The following is a 26113-nucleotide window of genomic DNA, read 5'->3' as shown; positions in this document are numbered from 1 at the left end:
TTGGTTGCGGGCAGTTTTTTATTCTGTAGGCTCAACAGGTTCCGATTGATGACTTTCGGAACTCCTGATGGCTTCCTCTAATATATAATCTTTTCGCTTGAGCTCAAAGTTACGGCCCAGGTATAATTTACGTACCTGCTCATTGGCGGCCAATGATTCAGCTGTTCCTTGTTCAAAAATCTTCCCATCAATCAGCAAATAAGCGCGATCGCAAATGGAAAGCGTTTCGTTAACGTTGTGGTCGGTTATAAGAATACCGATATTTTTAAACTTCAGCTTTGCTACGATACTTTGGATATCTTCCACTGCAATAGGGTCGATACCGGCAAAGGGCTCATCCAGCAATATAAATTTGGGGTTTACTGCCAATGCCCGCGCGATCTCCGTCCTGCGACGTTCACCCCCACTCAATACATCACCATTGCTTTTGCGTACATGACCCAACCTGAATTCTGCCAGCAGTGACTCCAGCTTTTCTTTTTGTTCAGCTTTGCTCAGTTTGGTCATTTCCAGCACCGCTGAAATATTATCTTCCACACTTAGCTTTCTAAATACAGAGGCTTCCTGCGGCAGGTAGCCAATACCCATCTGGGCCCGCTTATACATAGGCAGCTTAGTAATGTTCTCATCGTTCAGGAACACATTGCCCTCATCTGGTTTGATCAATCCCACTACCTGGTAAAATGAGGTTGTTTTACCAGCTCCGTTAGGTCCCAGCAGTCCCACAATTTCGCCCTGGTTTACTTCAAAAGAAACATTATTGACAACGGTACGTTGCCCGTAACGCTTTACCAGGTTTTTTGTACGTATGGTCATTTCCATAAGGCACAAAAGTAACATGGTAATTTGATAATTATTGAATCTTGAACTGTTAAAACTAAACTTAGGTCGTAATACAGATTATTTTGATTGTATTTATATGGAGGATTGGTGTTCAAGAGTCTTGTTAAAATGAAACGGCTGGTTCTGACATCTTTATGGATTTATTGTTGTGTGAGTGGATTAACGCAGAATTCGGATGCCGGAGCCATTATTATTTGCTACGTTCAACAAATGGCCTCATTCCCCGGGGGACATAAAGCCTTTGCTGAATTTGTAAAGAAAAAAATAGTTTATCCTGAGAGCGCAAAAAGAGACGGAAAAGAAGGTGTGGTGATGTTGCAATTTCAGGTAGACACCAGTGGCAGTGTTCCGCAGTGTAAAATCTTAAAAAGTGTTCGACGGGATATTGACGAAGAAGCAATGCGTGTTCTACTTTCTTCTAAATGGATGCCTAAGGTGATAGGAGAGTGTAAAGCTGATTCCTATATGAAAGTTCCAATAATATTTACCTTGCAGTAGCGTTTGCCGCTAAAATCTCTTCTACATACTTTCTCTCATTACAAAGCCGGGGCACTTTATGCTGCCCTCCCAGTTTGCCTTTAATTTGTAGCCATTTATTAAAACTGCCCCTGGCCATGTTATGTACTTTGGGTAAACTAAGCGCGATGTTCTTATAACGTTTAGCCTCGTAGTCACTATTAATGCTTTGCAGGGCTGCATCCAGCTCGGTTACGAAAGCTTCCAGGTTGGCCGGCTCTTTTTCAAATTCTATCAGCCACTCGTGAGCGCCGTTACTATTATCAGAGAAATAGACAGGGGCTGCAGTATAGTCGTTCACTACTGCGCCGGTTTTTTTACAGGCCATATCAATAGCCTGATCGCTATTATCCACAATTATCTCTTCTCCGAAGGCGTTGATATAATGTTTCACCCGGCCGCTTACGATTATTTTATAGGGGTCTTTCGAAACAAACTTTATGGTATCTCCCAACAGGTAACGCCACAGGCCGCCGTTAGTACTAATCACCAGGGCATAGTTGGTATTGAGCTCTACATCTTTCAACCCAATTGTTTGAGGGTTTGCTGTGCCATACTCGCCCATGGGCATAAATTCAAGGAAAATGCCATGATCGGTAAATAATGCCATGCCCTCATCGCCTGGTGCTGCGTTGGCCGCAAAAAATCCCTCGCTGGCATTGTAAGTCTCGAGGTAATGAATGGGCTTGCCAATAATACTCTTAAACTGCTCGCGGTAAGGCGTAAAAGAAACGCCGCCATGCATGTATAGCTCCAGGTCGGGCCATATCTCTGAAATAGTCTGTTTGCCGGTCATTTCCAATAACCGTTTAAACAGTATCAATGTCCATGTAGGAACTCCGCTGATTGAAGTCACATTTTCATTTACTGTCTGAAGTGCCATTTTCTCCAGCTTGTCTTCCCATTTATCCATCAAAGCTATTTCAAGATCGGGTGTACGAAGCCAGTGACCCCAGAAAGGACTGTTTTGTAATAGCACTGCGCTCAGATCGCCATATTGTGCTTCGTTGTTAACAGGATTAATGGTATGACTGCCTCCTAATACCAGCCCTTTTCCGGTAAGCATGGCGCTATCGGGGTTGTAGCTGTAGTACATTGTCAGCACATCTTTGGCGGCCTTAAAATGGCAGTCTTCCAGGCTTTCTTCACTGACGGGAATAAACTTGCTTTTATCGCTGGTGGTACCACTGCTTTTGGCAAACCAGAATATCGGGCTGTTCCAGAGAAGGTTTTGTTCTCCTTTCATCATCCTTTCGATATACGGTTTCAGATCATCATATTCGCAAATAGGTACTGCCTTCTTAAAATCCCTGATATTATAGATATTATGGAAATTGTGTTTTCGGCCAAACTCCGTGTACTGGGCCGAGGTTACAAGGTTTTGGATAACCTCTCTCTGCGAGTCTACGGGATGGCTACGCCAGGCATCAATACGCCATTGACGCATGCGGGCAAGAGATGATATGGCGGGACTTAACAGAGCCATAGTGAATTGCGCAATATTAATACAAAAGCTTAATAAATGAGTGGGTTATGATAGGAATCATCCCTAAGCTTGAGTTGCATCATCAAAACCGAACGAAAGTAAAAGAATCCGGTGTAATGTTAAATTTTAAGCAAAAAAAATTAATACAAATAAAATATAAGAATTCGAAAATTGTAAAAAATTATATTTTGTTTTGCTTTCTGAAACTTTTGTTATATTTGGTTTCGTAAGTTTTCGTTTTAAGCAAATCGAAACTTTTATGGAGAATATTTTTAATCGCGATTATGTCTTGCAGCAACTGGATTCCGGGGAAACCTGGGATGTGCTGGTTATTGGTGGCGGGGCCACAGGATTAGGTGTGGCCTTAGACGCGGTATCGCGGGGCTATAAAACACTTTTGGTAGAGCAGGCAGATTTTGCCAAAGGCACCTCCAGCAGGAGTACCAAGCTGGTACATGGCGGGGTGCGCTACCTGGCCCAGGGTGATGTGAAACTGGTGCGGGAAGCCTGTATAGAGAGAGGTTTATTGCAAAAAAATGCACCCCACCTGGTAAAAAATCAAACCTTTATTATTCCTGTTTATAATTTCTGGGATAAAATAAAATACACGGTTGGCCTGAAGGTTTATGACTGGATTGCAGGAAAGCTGTCTTTAGGAAAATCTGTGTTTGTATCAAGAAGTGAAACCTTACAACAATTACCGGGCATTAAAGAAGAGGGGTTGCTGGGTGGTGTTTTATACCATGACGGGCAGTTTGACGATTCGAGGCTGGCCATTAATATCGCACAAAGTATTGCTGAAAACGGAGGGTTTGTACTGAATTATGCTCAGGTGACCGGGCTGCTGAAAAACCAAAATGACAAGCTCAATGGTGCTATTGTTGTTGATACAGAAAAATCCGGATCTTACCACATAAAAGCCAAGTCCATAGTAAATGCAACCGGTGTTTTTGTAGATGATATTTTAAAAATGGATGATGCTGAAGCAGGGCAAACTGTAGTTGCGAGCCAGGGCATTCACCTGGTGGTTGACAAAAAGTTTTATCCTTCTGCTCATGCCTTGATGATTCCCGAAACCAGTGACGGTCGCGTGCTGTTTGCCGTTCCCTGGCATAATGAAGTAGTGCTCGGCACTACAGATACACCTGTAGGGCAGCCCAGCATGGAGCCAAGGGCATTAGAGAAGGAGATCAATTTTATATTACAGACTGCATCGGCTTACCTGCACCAACCTCCCACACGTAAAGATGTTTTAAGTGTATTTGCCGGCCTGCGTCCGCTGGCAGCGCCTGAAAAGGGTTCTCAGAAAACAAAAGAGATATCCCGTAGCCATAAGATTATTACCTCTTCGTCAGATCTGTTTACGATCATTGGCGGTAAGTGGACCACTTTCAGGAAAATGGGAGAAGATATGATCGATACCATCGAGCATCATTTACAATGGCCTTCAAAAAAAACCACCACCGAAACCAAAAGAATACATGGCTTCAGCGAAACTGTTAACTGGAATGATCCCTTTTACTTTTATGGAGCAGACGCTGCAGCTTTAAAGAAAAATATCAATGGAGCTCATAATACCTGGTTGAGTGAAAGCCTGAAAATACACGAGGAGCAGGTGCGCTGGGCGGTGCGGCATGAGATGGCCCGGACAGTAGAAGATGTTTTGGCACGACGAACCAGGGCGCTGTTACTGGATGCTAAAGAGAGCATTAGAATATGTTCTGATGTAGCATATATTATAGCGAACGAGTTAAACCTGGATAGGGACTGGATCGACGAGCAGATTAACAGTTATACACAGCTTGCAGCTCAGTATCAATTAGCATAGAACCCGCTACAGTACTGCATTTGCAGCGATGGGTCTGATTCGGTATTATTTTTTTATTATCAAAATTTAAAAAAATTATTACCATTTTTTTTCGTGTGATTTGGAACGGTTATTAACACTTCTTTTGCAAACCAAAAAATAAGCTACAATGTCCTTTTTAAACAAGATTCTTCATTTCCGGCAAAGAAAATTATTAGTGGTGCTGTTGTCAATACTGGTAAGTGTTACAACATTTGCACAACAGCGAACGGTTACCGGAACGGTAAAAAATGCAAAAACCAAACAGCCAATAGCTTTAATCAGTGTTCAGGTAGAAGCCAGCTCAAGAGGTACCATGACAAATGATAAAGGCCAGTTTTCTATCCAGGTTAAGACCGGGGAGACGCTTACTTTTTCCGGAGTAGACTATTCCACCAGGCAACTGGTAATGGACGACAGAGCAACGCTTAATATTGAGTTGGAACCGGGAACCGGCGAGTTGGAAAATGTGCAGATCACCACGGCCCTGGGTATTAAAAGAAAACCCAGAGAGCTTGGCTTTGCAACCACTACCTTAGAAAATGAAGATCTTACCAATGCTTTATCTAACAACTGGACAGATGCGCTGTCGGGCAAGGTAGCCGGTTTAAACCTGATTCGGTCTAATAGCGGGCCCGATGGATCGAATAAAATTATACTTAGAGGCGAAAACAACCTTACGGGTGAAAATGAAGCATTGATAGTTGTGGATGGAGTTATAGTTAACAACGGTGGTGCCCGCCGGTCTGCGAATGCAAGCGACCAGGTATATGGTACGGGTAGCGACAATATGCCTGCCGATTACGGTAGCGGCTTGAATGATATAAACCCGGAAGACATTGAGTCTGTGACCATATTAAAAGGCCCGGGTGCTGCGGCCTTGTATGGCCAACGCGGTGCCAATGGTGCAATCATTATAACTACCAAATCTGGTTCGAACAGGGATAAAAGTAAATGGAAGGTATCTTTTAACTCAAACTTCGCTTTTGAACAGGTAAACCGTTGGCCCGACCTGCAGTACGAATACGGTATAGGTTTAGATGGACAGGCTGATTTGTTAACCAATACCGGCTCTTCATCGGCGTATGGACCCAAATTTGAAGGGCAATATTTTACGAATCAATTTGGCCCTGGTTTGCAAGTAAGAGATGCTCAAAATGCTACACTTTGGCGACCCTATTCCGGCAAACATGGTGTTAATGGCTACTTCCAAAACGGAGAAACTTATACGAACTCTCTCACTTTGGCCCGCAGCTGGAAGAAGTCGAATCTGAGATTATCTTATACCGATGTAAGAAATAGCTGGATTACGCCAAACACCGGTTACACACGTAACACTTTTGCACTTTCGAGTGACACGAAGATTACAGACAAGCTTAAAGTTTCGGTAAAAGGCGGCTATACCAACAAATCCAGCGACAATATTCCTGGTGCTGGTTATGGTAACCAGTCCATTATGTATTGGTATATTTTCTGGCAACCCAATGCCGATATTGATTGGCTAAAAAATTATTGGCTAAACGGGCAGGAAGGGCGGAAAATATTTTATCCGTATTCTACCTTTCCTGAAAACCCATATGCCATAGCTTATGAGTTCCTGAACGAATATAAGAGGAATAATTTTACCGGAAACGTTCAGGTTAGTTACGATTTTACCAAGGACTTAAGTTTGATGGTGAGACAGTCGGCCGATTATACTATGGATGACCGTGCGCAAAAGCGTCCCTGGGATGCGGGTTCTAAAATGATACGCGGCAGCTATCGCACACAAGATATTACTTCCCAGGAATACACGTCTGATTTTCTGCTAAGCTATAAGAAACAATTAAGCAGCGATTGGGATTTAAAAGGAACCCTTGGTGGAAGTGTTACAAAAAACAGGTATAGAAGAGAAGACTTAAGAGCCGATGGGCTTTTGTCCCCAGGTGCTTACACCCTTGATAGCTCCGAAACAGTAGTGCAATCCTATCCCTATAGAAGCATGTTTGAATACAGTAGTTTGTACGCGATAATTAATGCGGCCTATAAAGACTATTTTTATGCAGAGCTTACCGCCCGCAGAGACTGGACCAGCACGCTTGCCAATCCTTATAGAAATAACTCGGTTGGATTTACCTACCCATCAGTGAATATAAGCTATATATTATCGGAAGCTCTTACACTGCCTTTAAGTATTGATTATGCTAAGTTAAGAGCCTCCTTCTCCAATGTGGGCAGTGGTGGTACAGTGCCCTATCGTACTTCTTACGGATATGGTCCGCTGCCTATGTATGATTCGTATGCCAACGGAAGCTATTATTCTGCACCACTGGTTTTGGTAAAGCCTGATTTAAGACCATTGCGAACGGTAGCATATGAAGTAGGGGCCGAATTGCAAATGTTTAAACGGCGTCTTGGTTTAGATATCGCTGCATATATGGGCAATACAAAGGACCAGATATTGCAATCCATTATAGACCGCTCTTCGGGTTACAGCGGTGAAATTATTAATGCCGGAAAGGTTCGCAATATTGGCTTGGAAATAGCCCTGAACGGTACGCCTGTAAAAGCTAAAGCAAAAGACGGGTTTAAGTGGGATGTCAATGTTACGTTTTCTTCCAACCGAAACAGGATTATAGAGATACCTGATTCCTCGGTGGTGTTAGGGACCGGAGCTGTAGGTAGCGGCCAGATTGTGGCAAGAGTGGGTGGTAGTATGGGCGATATGTACGGCCGGGGCTTTGTACGTTCACCTGACGGGCAGGTAGTGTTTGATCCCGTTACCGGTAATGCTAAGATTACCGAAGGGGTTGTGTTCATAGGCAATACTATACCAAAAGGCAAATTAAGTATTCAAAACGCTTTTTCATTTAAAAACTTTAGAGTCTCTGCCTTGTTCGATGGACAATGGGGTGCTGTGGGTCACTCATTAATGCACTATAAAATGGTAGAGCAGGGCAAGCTTCAGGTAACGGTACCGGGCCGTTATAACGGTATTATTGGTAATGGTGTATTGGAAGTGTTGGATGCAAAAGGACATGTAACCGGATATAGGAAAAATGATGCAGTGGCAACTGATATAGATGAGTACTATCGTTCGATGATGGGGGTGGATAATGCAGAAGGAAGTTCATTCAGCACCGACTTCATCAAATTTAGAGAAGCCCGTATCGATTACACAATTCCCGCCAGGTATTTGAAAAGGCTTAAGATTGATAGAGTAACGCTCGGCCTCTACGGCAGAAACCTGTTCATTTGGTCGCCCTGGCCCATGTTCGACCCCGAATTTGGTACTTTGAGCGGAACCGATATTACACAAGGATTTGAAGTGGCTCAATTCCCTTCCACACGAACTGTTGGAGCCAATCTGGTAATTACGTTCTAAACATTAAAATACTTAACATGATAAAGAATATATTATTGGGAACTTTATTGCTGGCATTTGTGCTGCAATCCTGTACCAAAAGATATGACGAAATCAATACAAACCCTAACCTTGAAACTGTTGTAAGTCCCGAGCAATTATTTGCGCCCGCGCTTGTAAATATTCTAAGCATCAATATGTCGCGTAATTATAGCTTTAACAATGAACTGATGCAGGTTACGGTGAATATGGGCGATGGTGACGGTAAGGTTTTTCGTTACGATATTCGTACCACCTGGGGCACCCAACCGTGGAACAATCTGTATTTGCAGCTTACCAATCTTAAAAACATATACAGCATAGCCGATACAAGCAGCAGGTATAAAAATGATAGCTACAAAGGTGTTTCTATAATTCTGCAGTCCTGGGTGTACTCTATACTTACTGATACTTATGGTGATATACCTTATTCAGAATCGAATCTCGGCAGGCTTGAAGATGGTGCCAATCGCCGGCCAAAGTTCGATAAGCAAAAGGACATCTATATGGCAATCTATGACAGTCTTGAAGTGGCAAATAGCATTTTGGCCCAAAGTACAGATACCATTAACAGTAATTCAGACCCTGTATTTAAAGGCGATATAGCCAAGTGGCGTAAATTTGGCAACGCTTTATACCTGCGCTTGTTATTACGTTTGTCTGGTAAAAGTGAAGTTGCTGCAACGGTTATTTCCAAATTTCAAAATATTGTAAATAATCCTGTACAGTATCCTGTTATTTCCAGTAACAGTGAATCGGCAATTTTACGTTGGTCGGGCAGCGCAATAGCTGCAGAGCCTTTGTCTTCACCGTTTAACTCTATGCGTGTGCAGGATTTTCGCTCTCCGGGCCTGGGTGAATTTTTTATAGGGAATTTGCGTAACTGGAACTCTCCTCTTATACAAACCAATGCGCCACACGGAACCAACAGCATTAATCGTTTAGGTATCGCCCAGGGCTCTAATGCCTGGTCCGGTATACCTTCAGGTTATTCTCCCGGCCAGGACGTTTCAAAATCATCCTACTTTTTTAGTAGTGATCAGAATACCACTAACCAGGTTACCACGCCCAGAATTAATATGCAAACGGAGCCACTTACAGGCCAGATGTTAAATTATGCCGAAGTGCAATTTATGTTAGCCGAAGCGGCACTAAAAGGCTGGATTACCGGTGGCGATTCTCTGTATTACAACAAAGGGGTATTAGGCTACATGCAAATGTGGTTGCCTACATCATTTACTGCGGCAGCGCTTACCTCCGGTGGTGTTACCGGCGGCGGGTTTTTAGGAGATGCAGATATATCCTACCTGCCGTACCTTTCTTTCGATGAAAAAATGGATCTTATTCATCTGCAGAAATACTACGCTTTGTTATGGTGCGATATGCAACAGTGGATTGAATACCGCCGTACCGGGCATCCGGTTTTGCCTAAAGGCCCCGGCTTAATACAACCTGGTATTATGCCAGCGAGATTAAACTACCCGGTAGAGGTACAATCTACCAATCCTACTTACTACAAGGAGGCGGTAGCATCGCAGGGCCCCGACAATATCAATACACAAGTGTGGTGGCAAAAACCGTAACATACTTTATTAAAAGTAATATCAGATAACGACAAAAAAGCGATAGATGAAAACAAATATTTTAAACGGCTTTTTTATAGCCTTGATGCTTTTAGCCTTAGGTAGTTGTAAAAAAGGAGGTTTTGGCAACTATCCCGGGGGTGTGCCCTACGAATATATAGCCATATTCGATGTTAGAAATATATATAAAGGCCAGGATGTGACACTGACTAGAGAAGCCTTAGCCGGAGCATCATATTTATATGCTATTGTAACTTCAGACCACGCCGGAGGCAATTTACCCGAAGGTATGTTGGTGGTGCAGGATAATCGCCGCAACAATTGGCTCAGGGGCATCTGCATAAACATGGGTGCCGAAGCAGCTAAATACCACCCGGGAGATTCTGTGAAAATAAAAATTGAAGGAGCTACACTAACCCGTAAAGAGGGCATTTTGCAGATTACCGGTGTACCCAATAATGACGTAGTTGTAACTTCTTCAGGAAATGAAGTAACGGTTACAAAAATCGACGCAGGAGCTATTTTAGCTAATCCCAATATGTATGAAAGTATTTTTGTGATGGTTACAAAAGCGGGATTTACACCGGTACCACCAGAAGGTGCTGTTATGAAGGATGGTGAATATGTGAATGATGGGTTCGCTACTATTAGATTAGTTACCAATCCTAACGCCGTTTTTGCCAGTGACCCGATTCCAGGTTTGGCGGTTTACAAGGGAATTACTTTTAATACAGAAGATGCAGCAGGTAAATTAACTACACAAATACGGCCCAGAATTAAAAGCGATTTAATTTCTATGGGTGACATCTCTTTAGCTCAACCGCTTATTATTACAGGGCTACAGCGGGATCCCGAAGGTGGTGATGGCAACTACGAGTATGTGCAGATGATGGCTACTACCAGCGACATCGATTTTTCTGTAACGCCTTACTGTATCGTATTTACCAATAATGCAGGCGCATCCACACCTTTAGGCGCTCCGGCAAACGGGTGGGCTACCGGAGGCCAGCGTACAATTAAATGGAATATAACTTCCGGTGTTGCCAAAAAAGGACAATTCTTTTATTTTGGAGGAACTGCTAAAATGATCAATGGTTCAGCTTCTACTCCTTATACCGGAGATAGCTGGTATGGAAAACAGTTTATTACAACTACCGGTTATTTTAACGCGGGAGATGGAGGTCTTGTAATTACTTCTGCTTTTGGTTCTGCCACCAGTACTCCGTCCGGTCCATTTGCAAACTCGGGTAATCCATCTGGCGTAGCCATATTTAAAGGCATCAACATAAATAAAGAATCCATTCCTGCAGATGTGATTTTTGTGAGTTTAAAGGGTACGGGAGGTTCTTTGTACCAGGCTGCTGCCGGAGCAACAGCTGCAATGGGGTATAGAATTACTACAAATGATTGGTACGATGCCGTAAATCCGGATAATTTAAACCCACAACCGTTTGCCAGAATGACAACGGGTGCTCTCGGTATTAATACGAAAAGTGTTCCATACCGTACCGAAAATTTAGGGCATTTTGATCTGTTGGGCGGTGTGTATAATATAACATTAGGCAGATGGACGAAAGCACGCTCCGAAACTGAATATGTAGACTTATCAAAAACATCTACATGGGCTGAAATAGAAGCGGGGGATAATGTTACAAAACTGGTAGAATAGTATATCTGGTACTTTATTATTCAACTGTTATAAAATCAGGTTGCCTTAGGGCTGGCGGTTACTTTGCACTCTTGGTTTCAGGGCATATTACTTACTTAATAACTTAAAAAATTTTTAAAATGAAAATCAGAAACTTTTACACTCTATCTGTTATGTTTCTTATTATAGTAGGGAACATATTCGCTACACAAGCTAATGCAACAAAGCGCGCGGATGCCTGCTTATCTGATGGCTATACATCGTTAATTGATCAGGGTACTATAAATCCACTTGCACGCATTAAAACTGATCCGACGAAACCATATTTGAAATTAAATATACTGGGCAAGGATACCGTTGTTGTGGAGGAGGATAGCGAGCAAAAGATTGTAGAAATACGGGGAGATATTGTTTTACACTTTTATACAGATGCAACAATGCAGCAATATGGCAATCCTGCATACGTATCTGCAAGCATCAGTATAACCGGAGAGTCAAGCCCACTGGTAACCACAATTGAAGAAGTAGAGAATTACATTCTTTACGGTGCAACATTAAGCAGAAGCCATTACTATAAGGATGGAAACGGCAATTGGGTCTTGGTTGCCCCTCCCGTTAACACGTCATACACGCTTAATCCCAGCAGTGAGTATAATGTATTATAAAGTTTAAAATTAAAACCGACAAGTTTGGATAGCGTTTTATCTTTCGTTGCAGTAAAAAGAGTAAGGAGAATTACCATATACCGGGGTATACTTATTTTATCCTGTTTATTTACAGCAGCTTGTTTTGGTCAAACAAAATTTGACACCCAGGCTCATCGCGGCGGTCGCGGCCTCATGCCAGAAAATACGATCCCCGCTATGTTGGATGCTATTGATCGTGGCGTTACTACCCTGGAGATGGATCTGCAGTTAAGTAAGGATGGGCAGGTGGTTGTTTCGCATGATCCGACATTCAATGCAAATTTTGTTACTACACCAGAGGGGGATACGTTGACTTCTGCTGCCGCTAAAAAAATTGTGCTCCACCAGTTGTCTTACGATTCGATAGCAAAGTATGACGTAGGGTTAAAGTTTAATCCTGAATTTCCAAGACAAAAAAAGGTGTCAGCAGTAAAGCCACTTCTATCTGTTTTGCTGGATAGTACAGAGGCCTATGTTAAAGCAAAGGGACGAACCATTCATTATAATATTGAAATAAAGTCACGTCCGGCAGGGGATGGTATTTACTACCCCGATCTGGCCGGGTTTGTTGATGCTGCAATGCAAGTGATCGGTCGAAAAGGTATGGCTGATAAGGTGGTGATTCAATCTTTCGATACCAGGGCCTTGCAATTGCTGCATAGTAAATACCCGGAGTATGCACTATCTTATTTAATAGATGCAAAAGAAAAGCGTTCTCCCAGCCAATTGATAGATGCTTTGGGATTTAAGCCAGCCATATTAAGTCCTAACAGTGCCCTGGTAACCTCCGAAATGGTTAACAACTGTCATCAGCAAAAGCTGAAAGTAATACCCTGGACAGTGAATGATCTGGAGGAGATCAGGAAGCTGAAAAAAATGGGTGTAGATGGAATTATTACCGACTATCCGGACTTGTTTTCTCGGTTGTAAGTTTTATCTTGGTAGAATAAATTAACGATTGAATGAGGCTTGCAGGCTATATGAATTTATAAATATTTCAAATCTGTTTTAAACCATTGAGTTAAGAAAAATCAGGTGTAATTCCTATGGTTTCAATGGTTGATTACTGTTGTAAGTAATAAGAACCGGTTTTAATAATTTAATAGTTAAGGATGATCAGGAGCATTTTCTTAATAACCTTAATGACTTAATGGTTCGTCCATGTGATCATTGTGAAGTGGTATTTAGAAGATAAGATTGTTCCTGATCCTGAACAATAAAAAAACGATTGATTATGTCAAAGTACATCCTGTCATTTGATGCGGGCACCACGAGTTCGCGCGCTATTGTTTTCGACAAAAAAGGCGACATCATTGCAGTTGCCCAAAAAGAGTTTCAACAGATATTTCTGCAGCCTGGCTGGGTAGAGCACGATGCCAACGAGATATGGAGCACCCAGATAGGGGTAGCTGCAGAAGCTATTGTAAAAGCCGGGATAACAGCTGCTGATATTGCGGCTATAGGTATTACTAATCAACGCGAAACTACCGTTGTATGGGATCGGGCCACTTCTCAACCGGTTTATAATGCCATCGTTTGGCAAGACCGCCGCACCAGCGATTATTGTGACGAGTTAAAGCAAGATGGAACAGCTGCAATCATTAAAGAAAAAACAGGACTTGTAACGGATGCTTATTTTTCCGGAACCAAGCTCAAGTGGATATTGGATCATGTAGACGGGGCCAGGGAGAAGGCTCAAAAGGGAGAACTGTGCTTTGGTACTGTAGACACCTGGTTACTCTGGAAGTTGACCAATGGCAAATCCTATGTAACAGATGTAAGCAATGCATCGCGTACCATGATCTTCAATATCCATACCCTGCAATGGGATGAGGAGCTGCTGCAGAAAATGGATATACCGGTGGCTATATTGCCTGAAGTGCGCTCCAGCAGCGAGGTGTATGGTTATACTCAGCACCTGCTTACGTCGGCGGAAATACCGGTTGCGGGCATTGCGGGTGATCAGCAGGCGGCTTTGTTTGGACAGATGTGCACCCACGAGGGAATGGTAAAAAATACATACGGTACGGGTTGCTTTATGCTGATGAATACCGGCACTCAACCGGTTGCTTCAAAGAATAACCTGTTAACCACTATTGCCTGGAAGATCAACAATGAAGTGCACTATGCTTTGGAAGGCAGTGTATTTATCGCCGGCGCCGTAGTTCAATGGCTGCGGGATGGATTAAAAGTAATTAATAAATCGGCAGATGTAGAAGCACTGACGGCAACCGAGCCAGATAATGGCGGAGTGTATATGGTGCCTGCATTTACCGGTTTGGGCGCGCCTTACTGGAACCAGCATGCAAGGGGGATTATTGTGGGCCTTACCAGGGGATCCAGCGATGGCCATATTGCAAGGGCTGCTGTTGAAAGCATTGCCTATCAAACGATGGATGTGTTGAAAGCTATGGAGGCCGATGCGGGCATTACTATCAAAGAAGTAAGGGTAGATGGAGGTGCCACCATTAACGACTACCTGATGCAATTTCAGGCCAATCTGCTCAATACTGCGGTAGTAAGGCCCACCATTACTGAAACCACCGCACTCGGTGCTGCTTATTTAGCGGGGCTGGCAGTAGGCTTTTGGGAAAGCATTGATGAAGTGCAGGCTTATTGGAAAAAAGAAAAATCTTTTGAACCTTATATGAAGGAAGAAGTTCGGGGCATGCTTCAAAAAGAGTGGAAAAGGGCAATAAAAGCAGCGCAGGCCTGGTCCGGCGAATAAATTCAAAGTTAAACGTTCATTGGTTTATGCATTAGGGTAAACCTTGAACTATAAATCCTAAACTTTAAACAGATCTCAATGAACATATTTACAAGCGAGCTGGTTGGTACCGCCATTCTTATTTTGCTGGGTAACGGGGTAGTGGCCAATGTAGTGCTCAATAAAACAAAGGGTAATAATAGCGGTTGGATCGTCATCACATTTGGCTGGGCCATGGCTGTTTTTATAGGCGTATTTATCTCCTCCAAAACCAGCGGCGGACATATCAACCCGGCTATAACAATAGCTTTAGCCTATCTTGGTAAGGTAGACCTTTCTTTAGTCCCTGCTTATATAGGCGGACAATTGTCAGGAGCTATGTTAGGGTCTTTATTAGTGTGGCTTGCCTATAAACAGCACTATACTGCTACTGATGATACAGCTGCCAAGCTGGCTACGTTTAGTACCGGCCCGGCAATAAGAAATACGTTTCATAATGTAATTACAGAAGCAATAGGGACTTTTGTACTGGTATTTGCGGTTTTATTTATTATAGCGCCGGCCAGTAGTTTAGGAGCCCTTGACGCGTTGCCCGCAGCTTTTATTGTGTTAGCTATTGGCTTAAGTTTAGGAGGAGCTACGGGGTATGCGATCAATCCTGCCCGAGACCTGGGACCCCGCATCATGCACGCCTTATTACCCATTGGCAAAAAAGGCAGCAGTGACTGGGCTTACAGCTGGATACCAGTTATAGGACCGGTTATAGGTGCTTTAATAGCGGCAATGATTTTTAAACACTATATGATGTAAAGATTGAGCACCCACGGAATACAGTTGTCCATTAAGGCTAAATATATTGTCTCTAATGAAACAAATGTTCTTTCTCTAATGGGATGTCCCGTTAGGAACTGCGTATTATAGGGAGCCGTAGATATAGAAGAGTGGCGTGCTGTAGGTACGGGACAATATACCGGTTACATTTAAATCCTGTCCAGGATAATTTTGAACCAGGGGGTATAGTGGTCAGGATGATCTGCTATATCTTTTTTAATGGCATGAAGTGGCATGTATTTCCAGTCAGCTACTTCATCCGAATTGATAGCAGGATCACCGGAGAAGGACCCAAAGAACACATGGTCATATTCGTGCTCTGTAAGACCATTGTCGAATTCGGCTTTATAGATAAAGGCAAAAGATTTTTGTAAGTCGCATTCAATACCCATTTCTTCTCTTAAGCGTCGCAGGGCTGCATCTTTTGCATCCTCTTCCGGACGGGGGTGGCTACAACAGGTATTGGTCCACAATCCGCCACAGTGATATTTATCAAAGGCTCTTTGCTGTAAAAGCAATTCCTTTTTATTATTGAACAGGAGTACCGAAAAAGCACGGTGAAGCAGGCCTTTTTCATGGGCTTCCAATTTGTCCATTAATCCAATACTGTTGTCATCCCTGTCAACAAGTACCACCTGCTCATTTAATGAATTCATATGGCGAAGATAAAACTTAGTCTGAGGGCACACTATATAAATAAAAAGAAAAGTCCCTGCAATTGCAAGGACTTTTAAATTATACTAAATGATTTTTATTTGCTCAGGAACATGCTCCTGTCTTTATAAAGCTGTCTGAAATAAGGGTCCTTTAAATCTTTGATAAAGCGGATCGCTTCACCGGTACTTTTCATTTCAGGGCCTAACTCTTTGTTTACACCCGGAAACTTGTTAAAGCTGAATACCGGCTCTTTGATCGCAAAACCTTTTAGTTTTTTCTCAAACTTAAAGTCGGTCAGCTTGTTGGCGCCCAGCATTACTTTGGTTGCAATGTTCAAGTAAGGAATCTGGTATGCTTTAGCGATAAATGGTGTGGTACGTGAAGCGCGTGGATTAGCCTCAATCACGTAAACATTGCCATCTTTAATTGCAAACTGTATGTTGATCAAACCTTTAATATTCAAGGCTCTTGCAATTTTCTCCGCATAATGTTCCATGGTGGTCACTTCCATTGGAGAAAGATTGAAGGCAGGCAACATAGCGTGGCTGTCACCACTGTGGATACCTGCCGGTTCAATATGTTCCATTACACCCATTACGTGGAAGTTTTCACCATCAAAAATGGCATCTACTTCTGCCTCCTGGCAACGATCCAGGAAATGGTCGATCAGGATCTTGTTACCAGGAATATGTTTCAGCAGGCTGATTACTGCTTTTTCAACTTCTTCATCATTAATCACAATCCGCATGCGCTGGCCACCCAATACATAAGAGGGGCGAACCAATACAGGGTATCCAACGCGATTGGCTACTTCCACCGCTTCATCTACCGTCCACGCAGTTCCGTAATCGGGGTAAGGGATCTTTAGCTCTTTCAACATATCGCTAAAACGGCCACGGTCTTCTGCAATATCCATATTGTCAAAAGAAGTACCGATGATCTCCACACCCATTTCCTTGATCTTCTCAGCCAGTTTTAAGGCCGTTTGCCCACCCAGCTGAACAATAACACCAGCAGGTTTTTCATATTCGATCAGCTCACGTACATGCTCCCAGTATACCGGCTCGAAATATAATTTGTCCGCCATATCGAAGTCTGTGCTCACTGTTTCAGGGTTACAGTTCATCATGATAGCTTCATATCCGGCTTCTTTGATCGCCAGCAAACCGTGCACACAGCAGTAATCGAATTCAATACCCTGACCGATACGGTTAGGGCCGCTACCTAATACGATAATCTTTTTCTTATCGGTAATTTTTGATTCGTTATGTGTTAATCCATCAGTACCAAAAGAAATGCTGGGGCTATCAAAAGTGCTGTAGAAATAAGGGGTTTTTGCTTCAAACTCAGCGCTACAGGTATCTACCATTTTATAAACACGGTTAATACCCAGTGTTTTACGTTTAGCATATACCTCGTCTTCCTCCGTGCCTACTAAAGCAGCAATCTGTGCATCGCTAAAGCCATTTACTTTCGCTTCGCGGATGATATCTGTGGTCAGGTCTTCTAATCCTAATTCGGTTAGTTTTTTCTCGATTACGCATAACTTCTGTATTTCAGACAAGAACCAGCGATCAATACCATTGGTAGCTTTGGAAATGGTTCCTACTGATACACCAGCCATCAGGGCGTCTTTGATCCTGAAGATCCGGTCCCATTTCGGTGTCTTAATATATTCCAGCAGCTCTTCGCCGTGCATCAGGCTTTTACCATAGTAGCCCAGGCCAATAGCGTTATTCTCCAGGCTCTGGCAGGCTTTCTGTACCGCTTCATTAAAGCTCCGGCCGATTGCCATCACCTCACCAACACTTTTCATTTGGAGCCCTAATGTATCATTAGCGCCTTTAAATTTATCAAAGTTCCAGCGGGGTATTTTCACAATTACATAGTCCAATGCCGGCTCGAAATAAGCTGAAGTTGTTTTAGTGATCTGGTTTTCCAGCTCATCCAGGTTATAACCAATGGCCAGCTTCGCAGCAATTTTTGCAATCGGGTAACCGGTAGCTTTGGAAGCCAGGGCCGAAGAACGGCTTACACGTGGATTGATTTCGATAGCGATAATTTCTTCAGTAGTAGGGCTCATGGAGAACTGTACGTTACAGCCACCCGCAAAGTTACCCAGGTCGCGCATCATCATGATCGCAGTATTACGCATCAGCTGCATACCTGTATCACTTAAAGTCATGGCAGGAGCCACTGTGATAGAGTCTCCTGTATGAACGCCCATCGGATCAAAGTTCTCTACCGTACATATAATACATACGTTATCCGCATTATCACGCAACAATTCTAATTCAAATTCTTTCCATCCTAAAACGGCCTGCTCTACTAATACTTCGTGTATAGGTGATGCCTGCAATCCGCGGTTTAATGCCTCATCCAGTTCATCTTTATCGTGTACAAATCCGCCGCCGGTACCGCCCAGGGTAAATGAAGGGCGGATTACCAGGGGAAACCCTATTTCCTGCGCAAATTCTTTTCCTTCCAGGAAAGAGTTCGCCGTTTTTGCAGTTGCTACAGGCACTCCCAGTTGAATCATCCACTGGCGGAACTTTTCACGGTCCTCAGCTTTGTCAATGGCCTTAATATCTACACCAATCAGGCGCACATTATATTGCTGCCAGATACCCAGTTCCTCGGCTTCCTTGGCCAGGTTTAATGCTGTTTGTCCACCCATGGTAGGCAGCACAGCGTCAATGTCATTTTCCTGCAGTATCTGCTCAATACTTTCAACTGTAAGGGGTAACAGGTACACTTTATCAGCCATCATGGGGTCTGTCATGATGGTGGCGGGGTTACTGTTGATCAGTATCACCTTAATACCTTCTTCGCGTAAACTGCGGGCGGCTTGCGTACCAGAGTAGTCAAATTCACAAGCTTGTCCGATAATAATGGGGCCGGAGCCGATAATCAAAACTGATTTTATGGATGTATCCTTGGGCATTTTTTTATTTTCCTTTTTACCTAAAAAAACAAATTGCGCAAAAGTACGGGTTTAGTAGGAAAGAGGGGATATAAATATGGCAAGAATCGCTAATTTTTTAGAAATTTAATACCCCAATTGGTTTGCAGGGTGCCTTATCTAAACGAAGTAGCCGGTCCCATAAATGCTTAGTGCTTATGCTTCATCGCCAGCCTAACCGCATTGGCTGCATTTACAATTTTTCCGGTAGCACATAGTTCGCTGAGCGCAACCAGTTTCTTATCATCACCCGGCATCAGTACTTTTTTAGAGGGGACCGTACCCGATTCTTTTATGATGGCTGCGACTTCGGTAGCAGATAAATGAGGAAAATAAGACCGGAGTAAAGCTGCAATTCCCGCAACTACGGGGCTCGCCAGGCTGGTGCCGCTGGATATCTCGGTACCCTTACCTACAATTGCACAGCGAATTTGCATACCTGGGGCAAACACATCCACGGTTTTTTTGCCGTAATTACTAAATGATGCCACAAGGCGACCCAGGCTTTCATCGCCGCTGGCGCCTACCTGTATTAAATTGGGCAGCGGTTTCCCCTGAATGGTATATGAGCTCGGATAGTTATCTGTAGCATCATTATCCGATGCATCATTACCCGCGGCGTGCACCAGCACAACATCTTTTGATAACGCATATGCTATGGCTTCATCTACCCATCGTTTGTCTGGAGAAATGTATTTCCCGAAACTCATATTAATAACCCGGGCACCATGGTCAACTGCATATCGTATGGAGAGGGCTACATCCTTATCAAATTCATCTTTACCGAGTATTCCCCGTATCATCATAATTTTTACGTTATCGGCAATGCCATCTATGCCCTCCCCGTTATTACGTACCGCTCCAATAATGCTACTTACGCTGGTACCATGATAGCCGCTATGAGTGGTTAAATTGTGGTTGCCATAATGGATGCTGTTGATATCGTAGCCGTTGTCTTTCAGCAGATTGTTCCTGGCTTCATCAGGCGGTATGGTGAGTTTGATCAAATCATCTTCCAAACTTTGTTTATAGTTGGTAAAGTCTTTCATCAGCGCCTGGTTGTTACCCAAGGGCTGTTCAGTTAAAAGGTTCTGCCATAATCTTCTAAGATCTTTTGTGGCAGGATTGGACTTAAGGCTGTCCAGGTCTTTAAGGAAAAAAACTTCTTTGCCGGTAATTTGCTGCATAGCAGTATTGGCGTCAGCTATCAGTCTGAAATTTTTACGCACTGCGCCGATTACCTTTTGAGCATTATTAAATCCTTCCTCCAGTCTCAGTTTGGCTCTTCTCCACTCTCTGTATTGCCAGCTGGCCGAGTCGGGAATCTCTTTTTCGGTTTTGTTTTCAAAAAGATTTTTAAACCGGTAGTAGGTACGATATTCATCACCTATACTCATTGCCAGGTTTTCGCCGTTGGCGGCGCCCAGGTAATTCCAGCCATAATAATCATCTACCAGGCCATTGCCATCATCATCTATTTTATTATTGGGGATTTCTTTGGGGTTGGTCCAGAGAACAGGTTTAAGATCGGGTTGTAAGGTATCTATGCCACTATCTATAACGGCAACAATTACGGGCGTGCTTTTTTTGTTTTTGAGCAGATCATAAGCTTGCTGTAAACTGATACCCAGGTATCCATCTGTAGTGTAATCCAGATAATGCCAGTCTGGTACTACGGGTTTCCCCGATTGGCCAATAGCAACAAAAGTATGTAATACAAGCAAACAGGTAACGATAAAACGCATAGGTGCCGGAAATTTTAGTTGGACAAAACTATCTTTAAAGATGTAAACATAAAGTTATTACGCAGTGCCCCCGGGAGGCTATTTAAACGGTTTCGTTATTTTTGGCGCATGTCGAAGAAAATTTTATTACCCCTTATATTATTATTGACAGGATTTGTGTCTTTTGGCCAATTATATAAGAAACCTGTATATCCCCAGGGATACTTCAGGTGGGTAACCAACCTGAAGCCGGATATTGTTGCTAATATGGGAGAACTAAGACCCAATCACTGGCATATGGGACTGGATGTGCGTACCAACCAGGTAGTGAATCAGAATGTGTATGCGGCAGCGGATGGCTATATATCTTTCGTAGGAATTGAGCCGCTGAGCTGGGGCCGGTGGATTATCATCACGCATCCCAATGGTACATCTACATTATATGGTCACCTCAATGATTTCAGAGATGACCTCGAAAGATATGTTACCGAGCATCAATATGAAACCGAGTCATGGCAAACGGCATTAACGATTCCGCCAGGGAGGTTTCCGGTAAAGAAGGGTGATTTTATTTCTTTCAGCGGCACAACGGGCGGCTCTGGCGGACCCCATGTGCACTGGGAAGTAATAGATACCCGATCAGCACGCAGGTTAAATCCCACTTTGTTCGGTACTCCCATCGTTGATAATATTGCGCCTACTATTATTAAGCTGGCTATGTACGACAGAAATAATTCGGTGTATGATCAAACGCCTGTCCAGTACAAACTAATAAAAACCGGCAGTACTTATTCAGTAGCCGGCGGTACCATCAATACCAGTTTAGACAAACTGAGTTTCTCCATCCAGGCGTATGATACGCGCAATGGCACGGGCAACCAGGATGGAATTTATAGTGCAAGACTTTTTGTAGATGGTATAGAAAAAAGCAGTTTTTATATTGATAGTATAGATTATGCAGATAGTCGTTATATGAACTGCCAGGTAGATTATAAAATGGTGAGCACGGGTGGCAGCTGGATGCAGCATACCTCTAAATTACCGGGTGATTTAAGTGGAGTATATTATGATCTGGGGCCTAATAATCTTGTAAATCTGAATGATACCATTTTGCATACGGTGCGGATAGACGTCGCTGATGCCAATGGTAACCAATCTACAATCAATTTTAATATCAAAAATAATGGTGCAGTACCACCTGCAGCAAAACCTTATGAATGGCAGGCCGGAAGGCCCAACCGGCTGAGCAGGGCCTCGTTTGAAGTAAATATGCCGCTTAATGCCATTTACGACAAAATGAATACGGGGTATTCCAGTTCGCCTTCAGCCTCTTTAAATAGTGTTTCAGCGAGGCACAAACTGGGAGAGACCTATATTCCTGTTCATAGTAACTACGAGGTAAGAATAAAACCGGATAAATACATTAGCCCCGAAAATAAAAATAAGATTGTTATTAAGCGTGTAGGCAAAAACACAACAGTGCGGAAAGCAGTGTGGAATGGCGAGTGGTTAACAGCACAATTTCGGGATTTTGGAGTTTTTGAGGCGTTTATTGATAACGCGCCGCCCTCTGTTAATGCGCTGGGCAGTGGCGATGTAGTAAACCTGAACAAAGCTGCCAGGATAAGCTTTACGCCTACTGATAATTACGGCATTGCTGATCTAAGGGTTGAAGTAGACGGCAAATGGCTTCGATTTACCAACGATAAAGGCCGTACCTGGGTCTATAATTTTTCTGATGGAAAGATCTCCGCTGGTCAGCATGAATTGACAGTAATAGTTACCGATATTGCCGGAAACGTAACCCGCAGAAGCTGGCAGTTTGTGCGTGGAGTAAATCCACCGGCAGCTGCAACGTCCGGCGCTGCTAATCTTGCGGAAGAAAAGCCTATGCCGGTTAAAATGAAAACTGTTGTGAACACGAAAAAAACAACTGCTAAGGCAGGTGCTACAACATCAACTACCAAAAAGGCGGATACCAAAAGCGGAACAAAGTCTTCATCAAAAGCCTCTTCAAAAACAGCCGCAAAGACTTCAGAAAAGTCTTCAGCTAAAAAGTCACCGGGCACTACCAAAAGCAGTACTGCAAAGAAAGAGAGTGCAACTAAAAAGTCTGCTCCCGTCCGTACAGGAACGGGCGGGCGTCCGGCGGTCGGGGAAACAACAAAAAAGGCAGCTACTTCGTCCAAAGCAACTGACAAGAAAGCTACATCAAAAACCAGTTCGTCTAAAAAAGTTACCACAACAAAGAAGAAGTAAGTAATAAAATAGAATTTAAAAAAATCAGCAATCGTTTAATGGCTACATATTTACAGGAAGGGCAAAAAGCTCCGGCATTTACGGGAAAAGACCAGGATGGAAATAAAATATCTTTATCACAATACAAGGGGAAAAAGCTGGCGTTATATTTTTACCCGCAGGATCTGACTCCTACCTGTACTGTACAGGCATGTAATCTCCGGGATAATTTTGCATTACTTCAGCAACATGGTATTGCGATAGTAGGGGTTAGTCCTGACGATGCGGCGAAGCATAAACGATTTGAACAACGCAATTCGTTACCGTTTCCATTGATTGCGGATACCAGTCATAAAATATTAGAGAAGTATGGCGTATGGGGCGAAAAGCAAATGTTTGGCCATAAGTACATGGGCGTATATCGCACTACTTTTTTAATTGATGAAAAAGGTATTATCAAAAAGATCTTTCTTAAACCTAAAAGCAAACAGCACGCGGAGGAGATCATTGAAAGTCTTTAAGCTGTTAAACCGGTACCATTATAAATATCCCTGATATTAATATGGATGTTCAACGAAGCAAGGGTTAATACAGTTTCCTGTGTTTTATACTCCTCCAGTTCCCAATGCCCGGTAGCATTCAGTCTGAAGCATTCGATATTAATTGCTTCAGTGTCTATAAGTATATACTCCTTTAGTGTAGGGATATCCCTGTATAATTTAAATTTTCCACCGCGGTCATAGTTTTTCGTTGACGGAGATAAGATCTCAATAAGAGCTGTAGGAAGCACTGCCGTATCCTCATCTTCTTTTGAAGCAATGATCTCCCCGCAAATAATGGAGATATCAGGATAGGTAAATAAAGTGTTTTCAGGAATATGGATACGTAGGTCGCTGCCATAGGGTTGACAGGGCTTGCCATCTAAAGCAATAAACAGTCTGCCTTGCATATTTTTTGAAATCACATTATGCCTTCTTCCTGCTCCCGCCATGGCGAATACTTCTCCCTGGAAGAACTCGTGCTTCGTGTCAGCAGCTTTTTCCATTTCCAGGTATTCGGCCACTGTATAAAAGGCTTTTTGATAGGCTGGTGCTGGTTCATTTATAATGTTGTCCATATATGCAATTTACTTAATTTTTAGGATGCTCTTAGCCTCTAAAAGTTAAATCCGGATTATAAGGTCCCTGTTTATCGCCTGAAAAAACAAAGCCGGTGGTCCAAAACCGCCGGCTTCTATACAACTTTATAAATAAATTTATATCAGGTTGTTGGCTACCAGGTATTCAGCTACCTGAACAGCGTTAGTGGCAGCACCTTTACGCAGGTTGTCGCTCACGATCCACATGTTTAATGTTTTCGGTTGTGTTTCGTCACGTCGGATACGGCCCACAAAAACCTCGTCTTTTTCGTGTGCATCCATTGGCATCGGGTATTGCTGGTTCGCCAGGTCATCTACTACCACTACACCCGGGGCCGACTCCAGCAGGTTTCTTACTTCTGCCAGTTCGAATTCATTTTCAAATTCAATATTCACGCTTTCGCTATGGCCGCCCATAACAGGGATCCGAACGGTAGTAGCGGTTACTTTAATATTGTCATCGCGCATGATCTTTTTGGTTTCATTCACCATTTTCATTTCTTCTTTGGTGTAACCATTGTCTGTAAACACATCAATTTGCGGGATAACATTTAAGTCGATGGGATATTTATACGCCATCGGGTATTCGCTGGCATTGTTTCTCTCGCCCATGAGTTGATCAACCGCTTTAACACCTGTACCGGTTACACTCTGGTAAGTAGATACTACCACGCGTTTAATTTTATATACTTTGTGTAAAGGCTGCAATGCAACCACCATCTGGATTGTAGAGCAGTTAGGGTTGGCGATGATTTTATCATTAGTAGTAAGAATGTCCGCATTGATCTCAGGTACGATCAATGGTTTAGACGGATCCATTCTCCATGCAGATGAGTTATCAACCACCGTGATGCCTGCAGCGGCAAACTTTGGCGCCCATTCTGTTGATGTGCCGCCACCCGCAGAAAATAGAGCTACAGCAGGTTTTGCTGCAATACCATCTGCCATGCTCACTATTTTATATTTTTTTCCTTTAAATTCAACTTCTTTACCTACACTTCTTTCAGATGCTACCGGAACCAGCTCCGTAACCGGAAAGTTTCTTTCAGCCAATACCTGCAACATTTTGGTGCCTACAAGGCCGGTGGCGCCCACTACTGCAACTTTCATTTGTTTTTTGTTTTTTTAACACCCTTCTCCCCTGGGTGAGGGGTGTGGGGGTGAGGGTTATAAAAAAAGCCCTCCGTATTCACGGAAGGCCTGTTAAAAAATTTATGTTACACACACAAAAACTACAACCTTCCGTTACGGATGTTTCTTAATCTTTGTATGTTTCTTTATTGTCATTGGGGTGCAAAAATAGATCGATGATTGAAATCAACAAAATATTTTTTCAGAACCTTGTTTCATTAAGGTTTATTTAGTGAATGCTTAATTTAAGGTGGTAGAGCCGAACAACACCAAACTCCCACATGCATTGCTGCTGCCGGGAGCTGGTTGTACCAATCAACGACCCTTTATTTTGCCTTTACAGGAATGATTTCTGACTGTTTAGCGGCTCCTGCTTTTTGGGTAAGAAACCACATAATGGTGAATGATGGAATAATGTCCATACCCGGCATAATTTCTTCAATAAAATTAAAAATACCACCAAATACTCCTTTGGCGCCGCCAAAAGTTTTGGCGAAAACGATAGCCGATATAGGCGCCCAGATCACGTCAGAAAACTCGCCCACACCTGGAATAGCAAAAGACAGGTAACCAATGGCGTCCATAACAATGCAAAACAGCAGGGATGGCGATTTTTGAATATTTGTCATTTTTAATGTTTGTTTCAAATAAGATATCAAATTTTAAGCAAACGTTGTATGATGAAGGGTTATTCACCGATATTTTAGGTATTTATACCGACAATAAAAAAGCGAG

Annotated in this window: 19 protein-coding genes; 11 read left to right on the top strand and 8 right to left on the bottom strand. The window is 43.0% G+C overall.

Translation table 11 applies throughout. The features are described from left to right. Nucleotides 1-18 precede the first annotated feature (18 nt). A complete protein-coding gene (gene lptB, locus ACLOAU_RS05165; protein WP_427860784.1) occupies nt 19-816 on the bottom strand; it encodes an LPS export ABC transporter ATP-binding protein in 798 nt (265 codons plus the stop codon). 135 nt (nt 817-951) lie between these two features. Here lptB and ACLOAU_RS05160 point away from each other — a divergent pair, with 135 nt between their 5' ends. Continuing rightward, the gene (locus ACLOAU_RS05160) at nt 952-1341 is read left to right on the top strand and encodes an energy transducer TonB (RefSeq protein ID WP_427860783.1); all 390 of its coding nucleotides are present in this window, start codon (nt 952-954) and stop codon (nt 1339-1341) included. Here ACLOAU_RS05160 and ACLOAU_RS05155 read toward each other — a convergent pair. After that, nucleotides 1328-2845, bottom strand: coding sequence for a GH3 auxin-responsive promoter family protein (locus tag ACLOAU_RS05155; RefSeq protein ID WP_427860782.1), 1518 nt, complete (start codon nt 2843-2845; stop codon nt 1328-1330). The two genes, ACLOAU_RS05160 and ACLOAU_RS05155, sit on opposite strands and share 14 nt — an antisense overlap. 259 nt (nt 2846-3104) lie before the next feature. On the opposite strand from ACLOAU_RS05155, the gene ACLOAU_RS05150 reads away from it, so the two are divergent. The 8 genes from ACLOAU_RS05150 (at nt 3105) to ACLOAU_RS05115 (ending at nt 15507) form a co-directional block, all read left to right on the top strand. Then, nucleotides 3105-4673 carry a glycerol-3-phosphate dehydrogenase/oxidase gene (locus ACLOAU_RS05150; RefSeq protein WP_427860781.1) on the top strand — a complete coding sequence of 523 codons (1569 nt, stop codon included), beginning with the start codon at nt 3105-3107 and terminating at the stop codon, nt 4671-4673. A 148-nt stretch (nt 4674-4821) separates the two neighbouring features. Continuing rightward, nucleotides 4822-8055 (top strand): SusC/RagA family TonB-linked outer membrane protein, encoded by a 3234-nt coding sequence (locus ACLOAU_RS05145; protein ID WP_427860780.1) that lies wholly within the window; start codon nt 4822-4824, stop codon nt 8053-8055. A 17-nt stretch (nt 8056-8072) separates the two neighbouring features. Further along, nucleotides 8073-9656 carry a SusD/RagB family nutrient-binding outer membrane lipoprotein gene (locus ACLOAU_RS05140; protein WP_427860779.1) on the top strand — a complete coding sequence of 528 codons (1584 nt, stop codon included), beginning with the start codon at nt 8073-8075 and terminating at the stop codon, nt 9654-9656. A 46-nt stretch (nt 9657-9702) separates the two neighbouring features. Then, nucleotides 9703-11325, top strand: coding sequence for a DUF5689 domain-containing protein (locus ACLOAU_RS05135; RefSeq protein ID WP_427860778.1), 1623 nt, complete (start codon nt 9703-9705; stop codon nt 11323-11325). A 119-nt stretch (nt 11326-11444) separates the two neighbouring features. Then, nucleotides 11445-11969, top strand: coding sequence for a hypothetical protein (locus tag ACLOAU_RS05130; RefSeq protein WP_427860777.1), 525 nt, complete (start codon nt 11445-11447; stop codon nt 11967-11969). A 24-nt stretch (nt 11970-11993) separates the two neighbouring features. After that, a complete protein-coding gene (locus ACLOAU_RS05125) occupies nt 11994-12920 on the top strand; it encodes a glycerophosphodiester phosphodiesterase family protein (protein WP_427860776.1) in 927 nt (308 codons plus the stop codon). A 304-nt stretch (nt 12921-13224) separates the two neighbouring features. Continuing rightward, nucleotides 13225-14718, top strand: coding sequence for a glycerol kinase GlpK (gene glpK / locus ACLOAU_RS05120; RefSeq protein WP_427860775.1), 1494 nt, complete (start codon nt 13225-13227; stop codon nt 14716-14718). Between the two features lie 78 nt (nt 14719-14796). After that, nucleotides 14797-15507: an MIP/aquaporin family protein gene (locus ACLOAU_RS05115; RefSeq protein WP_427860774.1), complete on the top strand. Its 711-nt coding sequence runs from the start codon at nt 14797-14799 to the stop codon at nt 15505-15507. A 170-nt stretch (nt 15508-15677) separates the two neighbouring features. On the opposite strand, the gene idi is transcribed toward ACLOAU_RS05115, so the two are convergent. From idi to ACLOAU_RS05100, 3 genes are all read right to left on the bottom strand, one after another. Beyond that, nucleotides 15678-16184: an isopentenyl-diphosphate Delta-isomerase gene (gene idi / locus ACLOAU_RS05110; protein WP_427860773.1), complete on the bottom strand. Its 507-nt coding sequence runs from the start codon at nt 16182-16184 to the stop codon at nt 15678-15680. Nucleotides 16185-16279: 95 nt separating this feature from the next. Further along, entirely contained in the window at nt 16280-19129 is a 2850-nt protein-coding gene (gene carB / locus ACLOAU_RS05105) for a carbamoyl-phosphate synthase large subunit (protein ID WP_427860772.1), read from the bottom strand. Nucleotides 19130-19296: 167 nt separating this feature from the next. Continuing rightward, on the bottom strand, nt 19297-20892 hold the full coding sequence (locus tag ACLOAU_RS05100) for a S8 family serine peptidase (RefSeq protein ID WP_427860771.1): 1596 nt from the start codon (nt 20890-20892) through the stop codon (nt 19297-19299). 108 nt (nt 20893-21000) lie between these two features. Between ACLOAU_RS05100 and ACLOAU_RS05095 the strand changes: the two genes are divergently transcribed. Both ACLOAU_RS05095 and bcp read left to right on the top strand, forming a co-directional pair. Further along, on the top strand, nt 21001-23130 hold the full coding sequence (locus ACLOAU_RS05095; RefSeq protein ID WP_427860770.1) for a peptidoglycan DD-metalloendopeptidase family protein: 2130 nt from the start codon (nt 21001-21003) through the stop codon (nt 23128-23130). A 38-nt stretch (nt 23131-23168) separates the two neighbouring features. Then, a complete protein-coding gene (gene bcp / locus ACLOAU_RS05090) occupies nt 23169-23630 on the top strand; it encodes a thioredoxin-dependent thiol peroxidase (RefSeq protein WP_427860769.1) in 462 nt (153 codons plus the stop codon). On the opposite strand, the gene ACLOAU_RS05085 is transcribed toward bcp, so the two are convergent. The 3 genes from ACLOAU_RS05085 to ACLOAU_RS05075 all read right to left on the bottom strand — a co-directional run bounded on the left by ACLOAU_RS05085 (nt 23627) and on the right by ACLOAU_RS05075 (nt 26007). Then, the gene (locus tag ACLOAU_RS05085; protein ID WP_427860768.1) at nt 23627-24226 is read right to left on the bottom strand and encodes a Uma2 family endonuclease; all 600 of its coding nucleotides are present in this window, start codon (nt 24224-24226) and stop codon (nt 23627-23629) included. The genes bcp and ACLOAU_RS05085 overlap by 4 nt on opposite strands. Before the next feature lie 138 nt (nt 24227-24364). Further along, complete coding sequence (locus ACLOAU_RS05080) at nt 24365-25357, bottom strand: aspartate-semialdehyde dehydrogenase (RefSeq protein ID WP_427860767.1); 993 nt, start codon at nt 25355-25357, stop codon at nt 24365-24367. Between the two features lie 347 nt (nt 25358-25704). Further along, nucleotides 25705-26007 (bottom strand): hypothetical protein, encoded by a 303-nt coding sequence (locus ACLOAU_RS05075; protein WP_427860766.1) that lies wholly within the window; start codon nt 26005-26007, stop codon nt 25705-25707. Nucleotides 26008-26113: the final 106 nt, after the last annotated feature.

This window comes from Paraniabella aurantiaca (assembly GCF_050309965.1).
GTDB lineage: Bacteria > Bacteroidota > Bacteroidia > Chitinophagales > Chitinophagaceae > Niabella.
The sequence above is the reverse complement of the archived record's forward strand: the minus strand, read 5'-3'. Positions and strand labels throughout refer to the sequence as shown.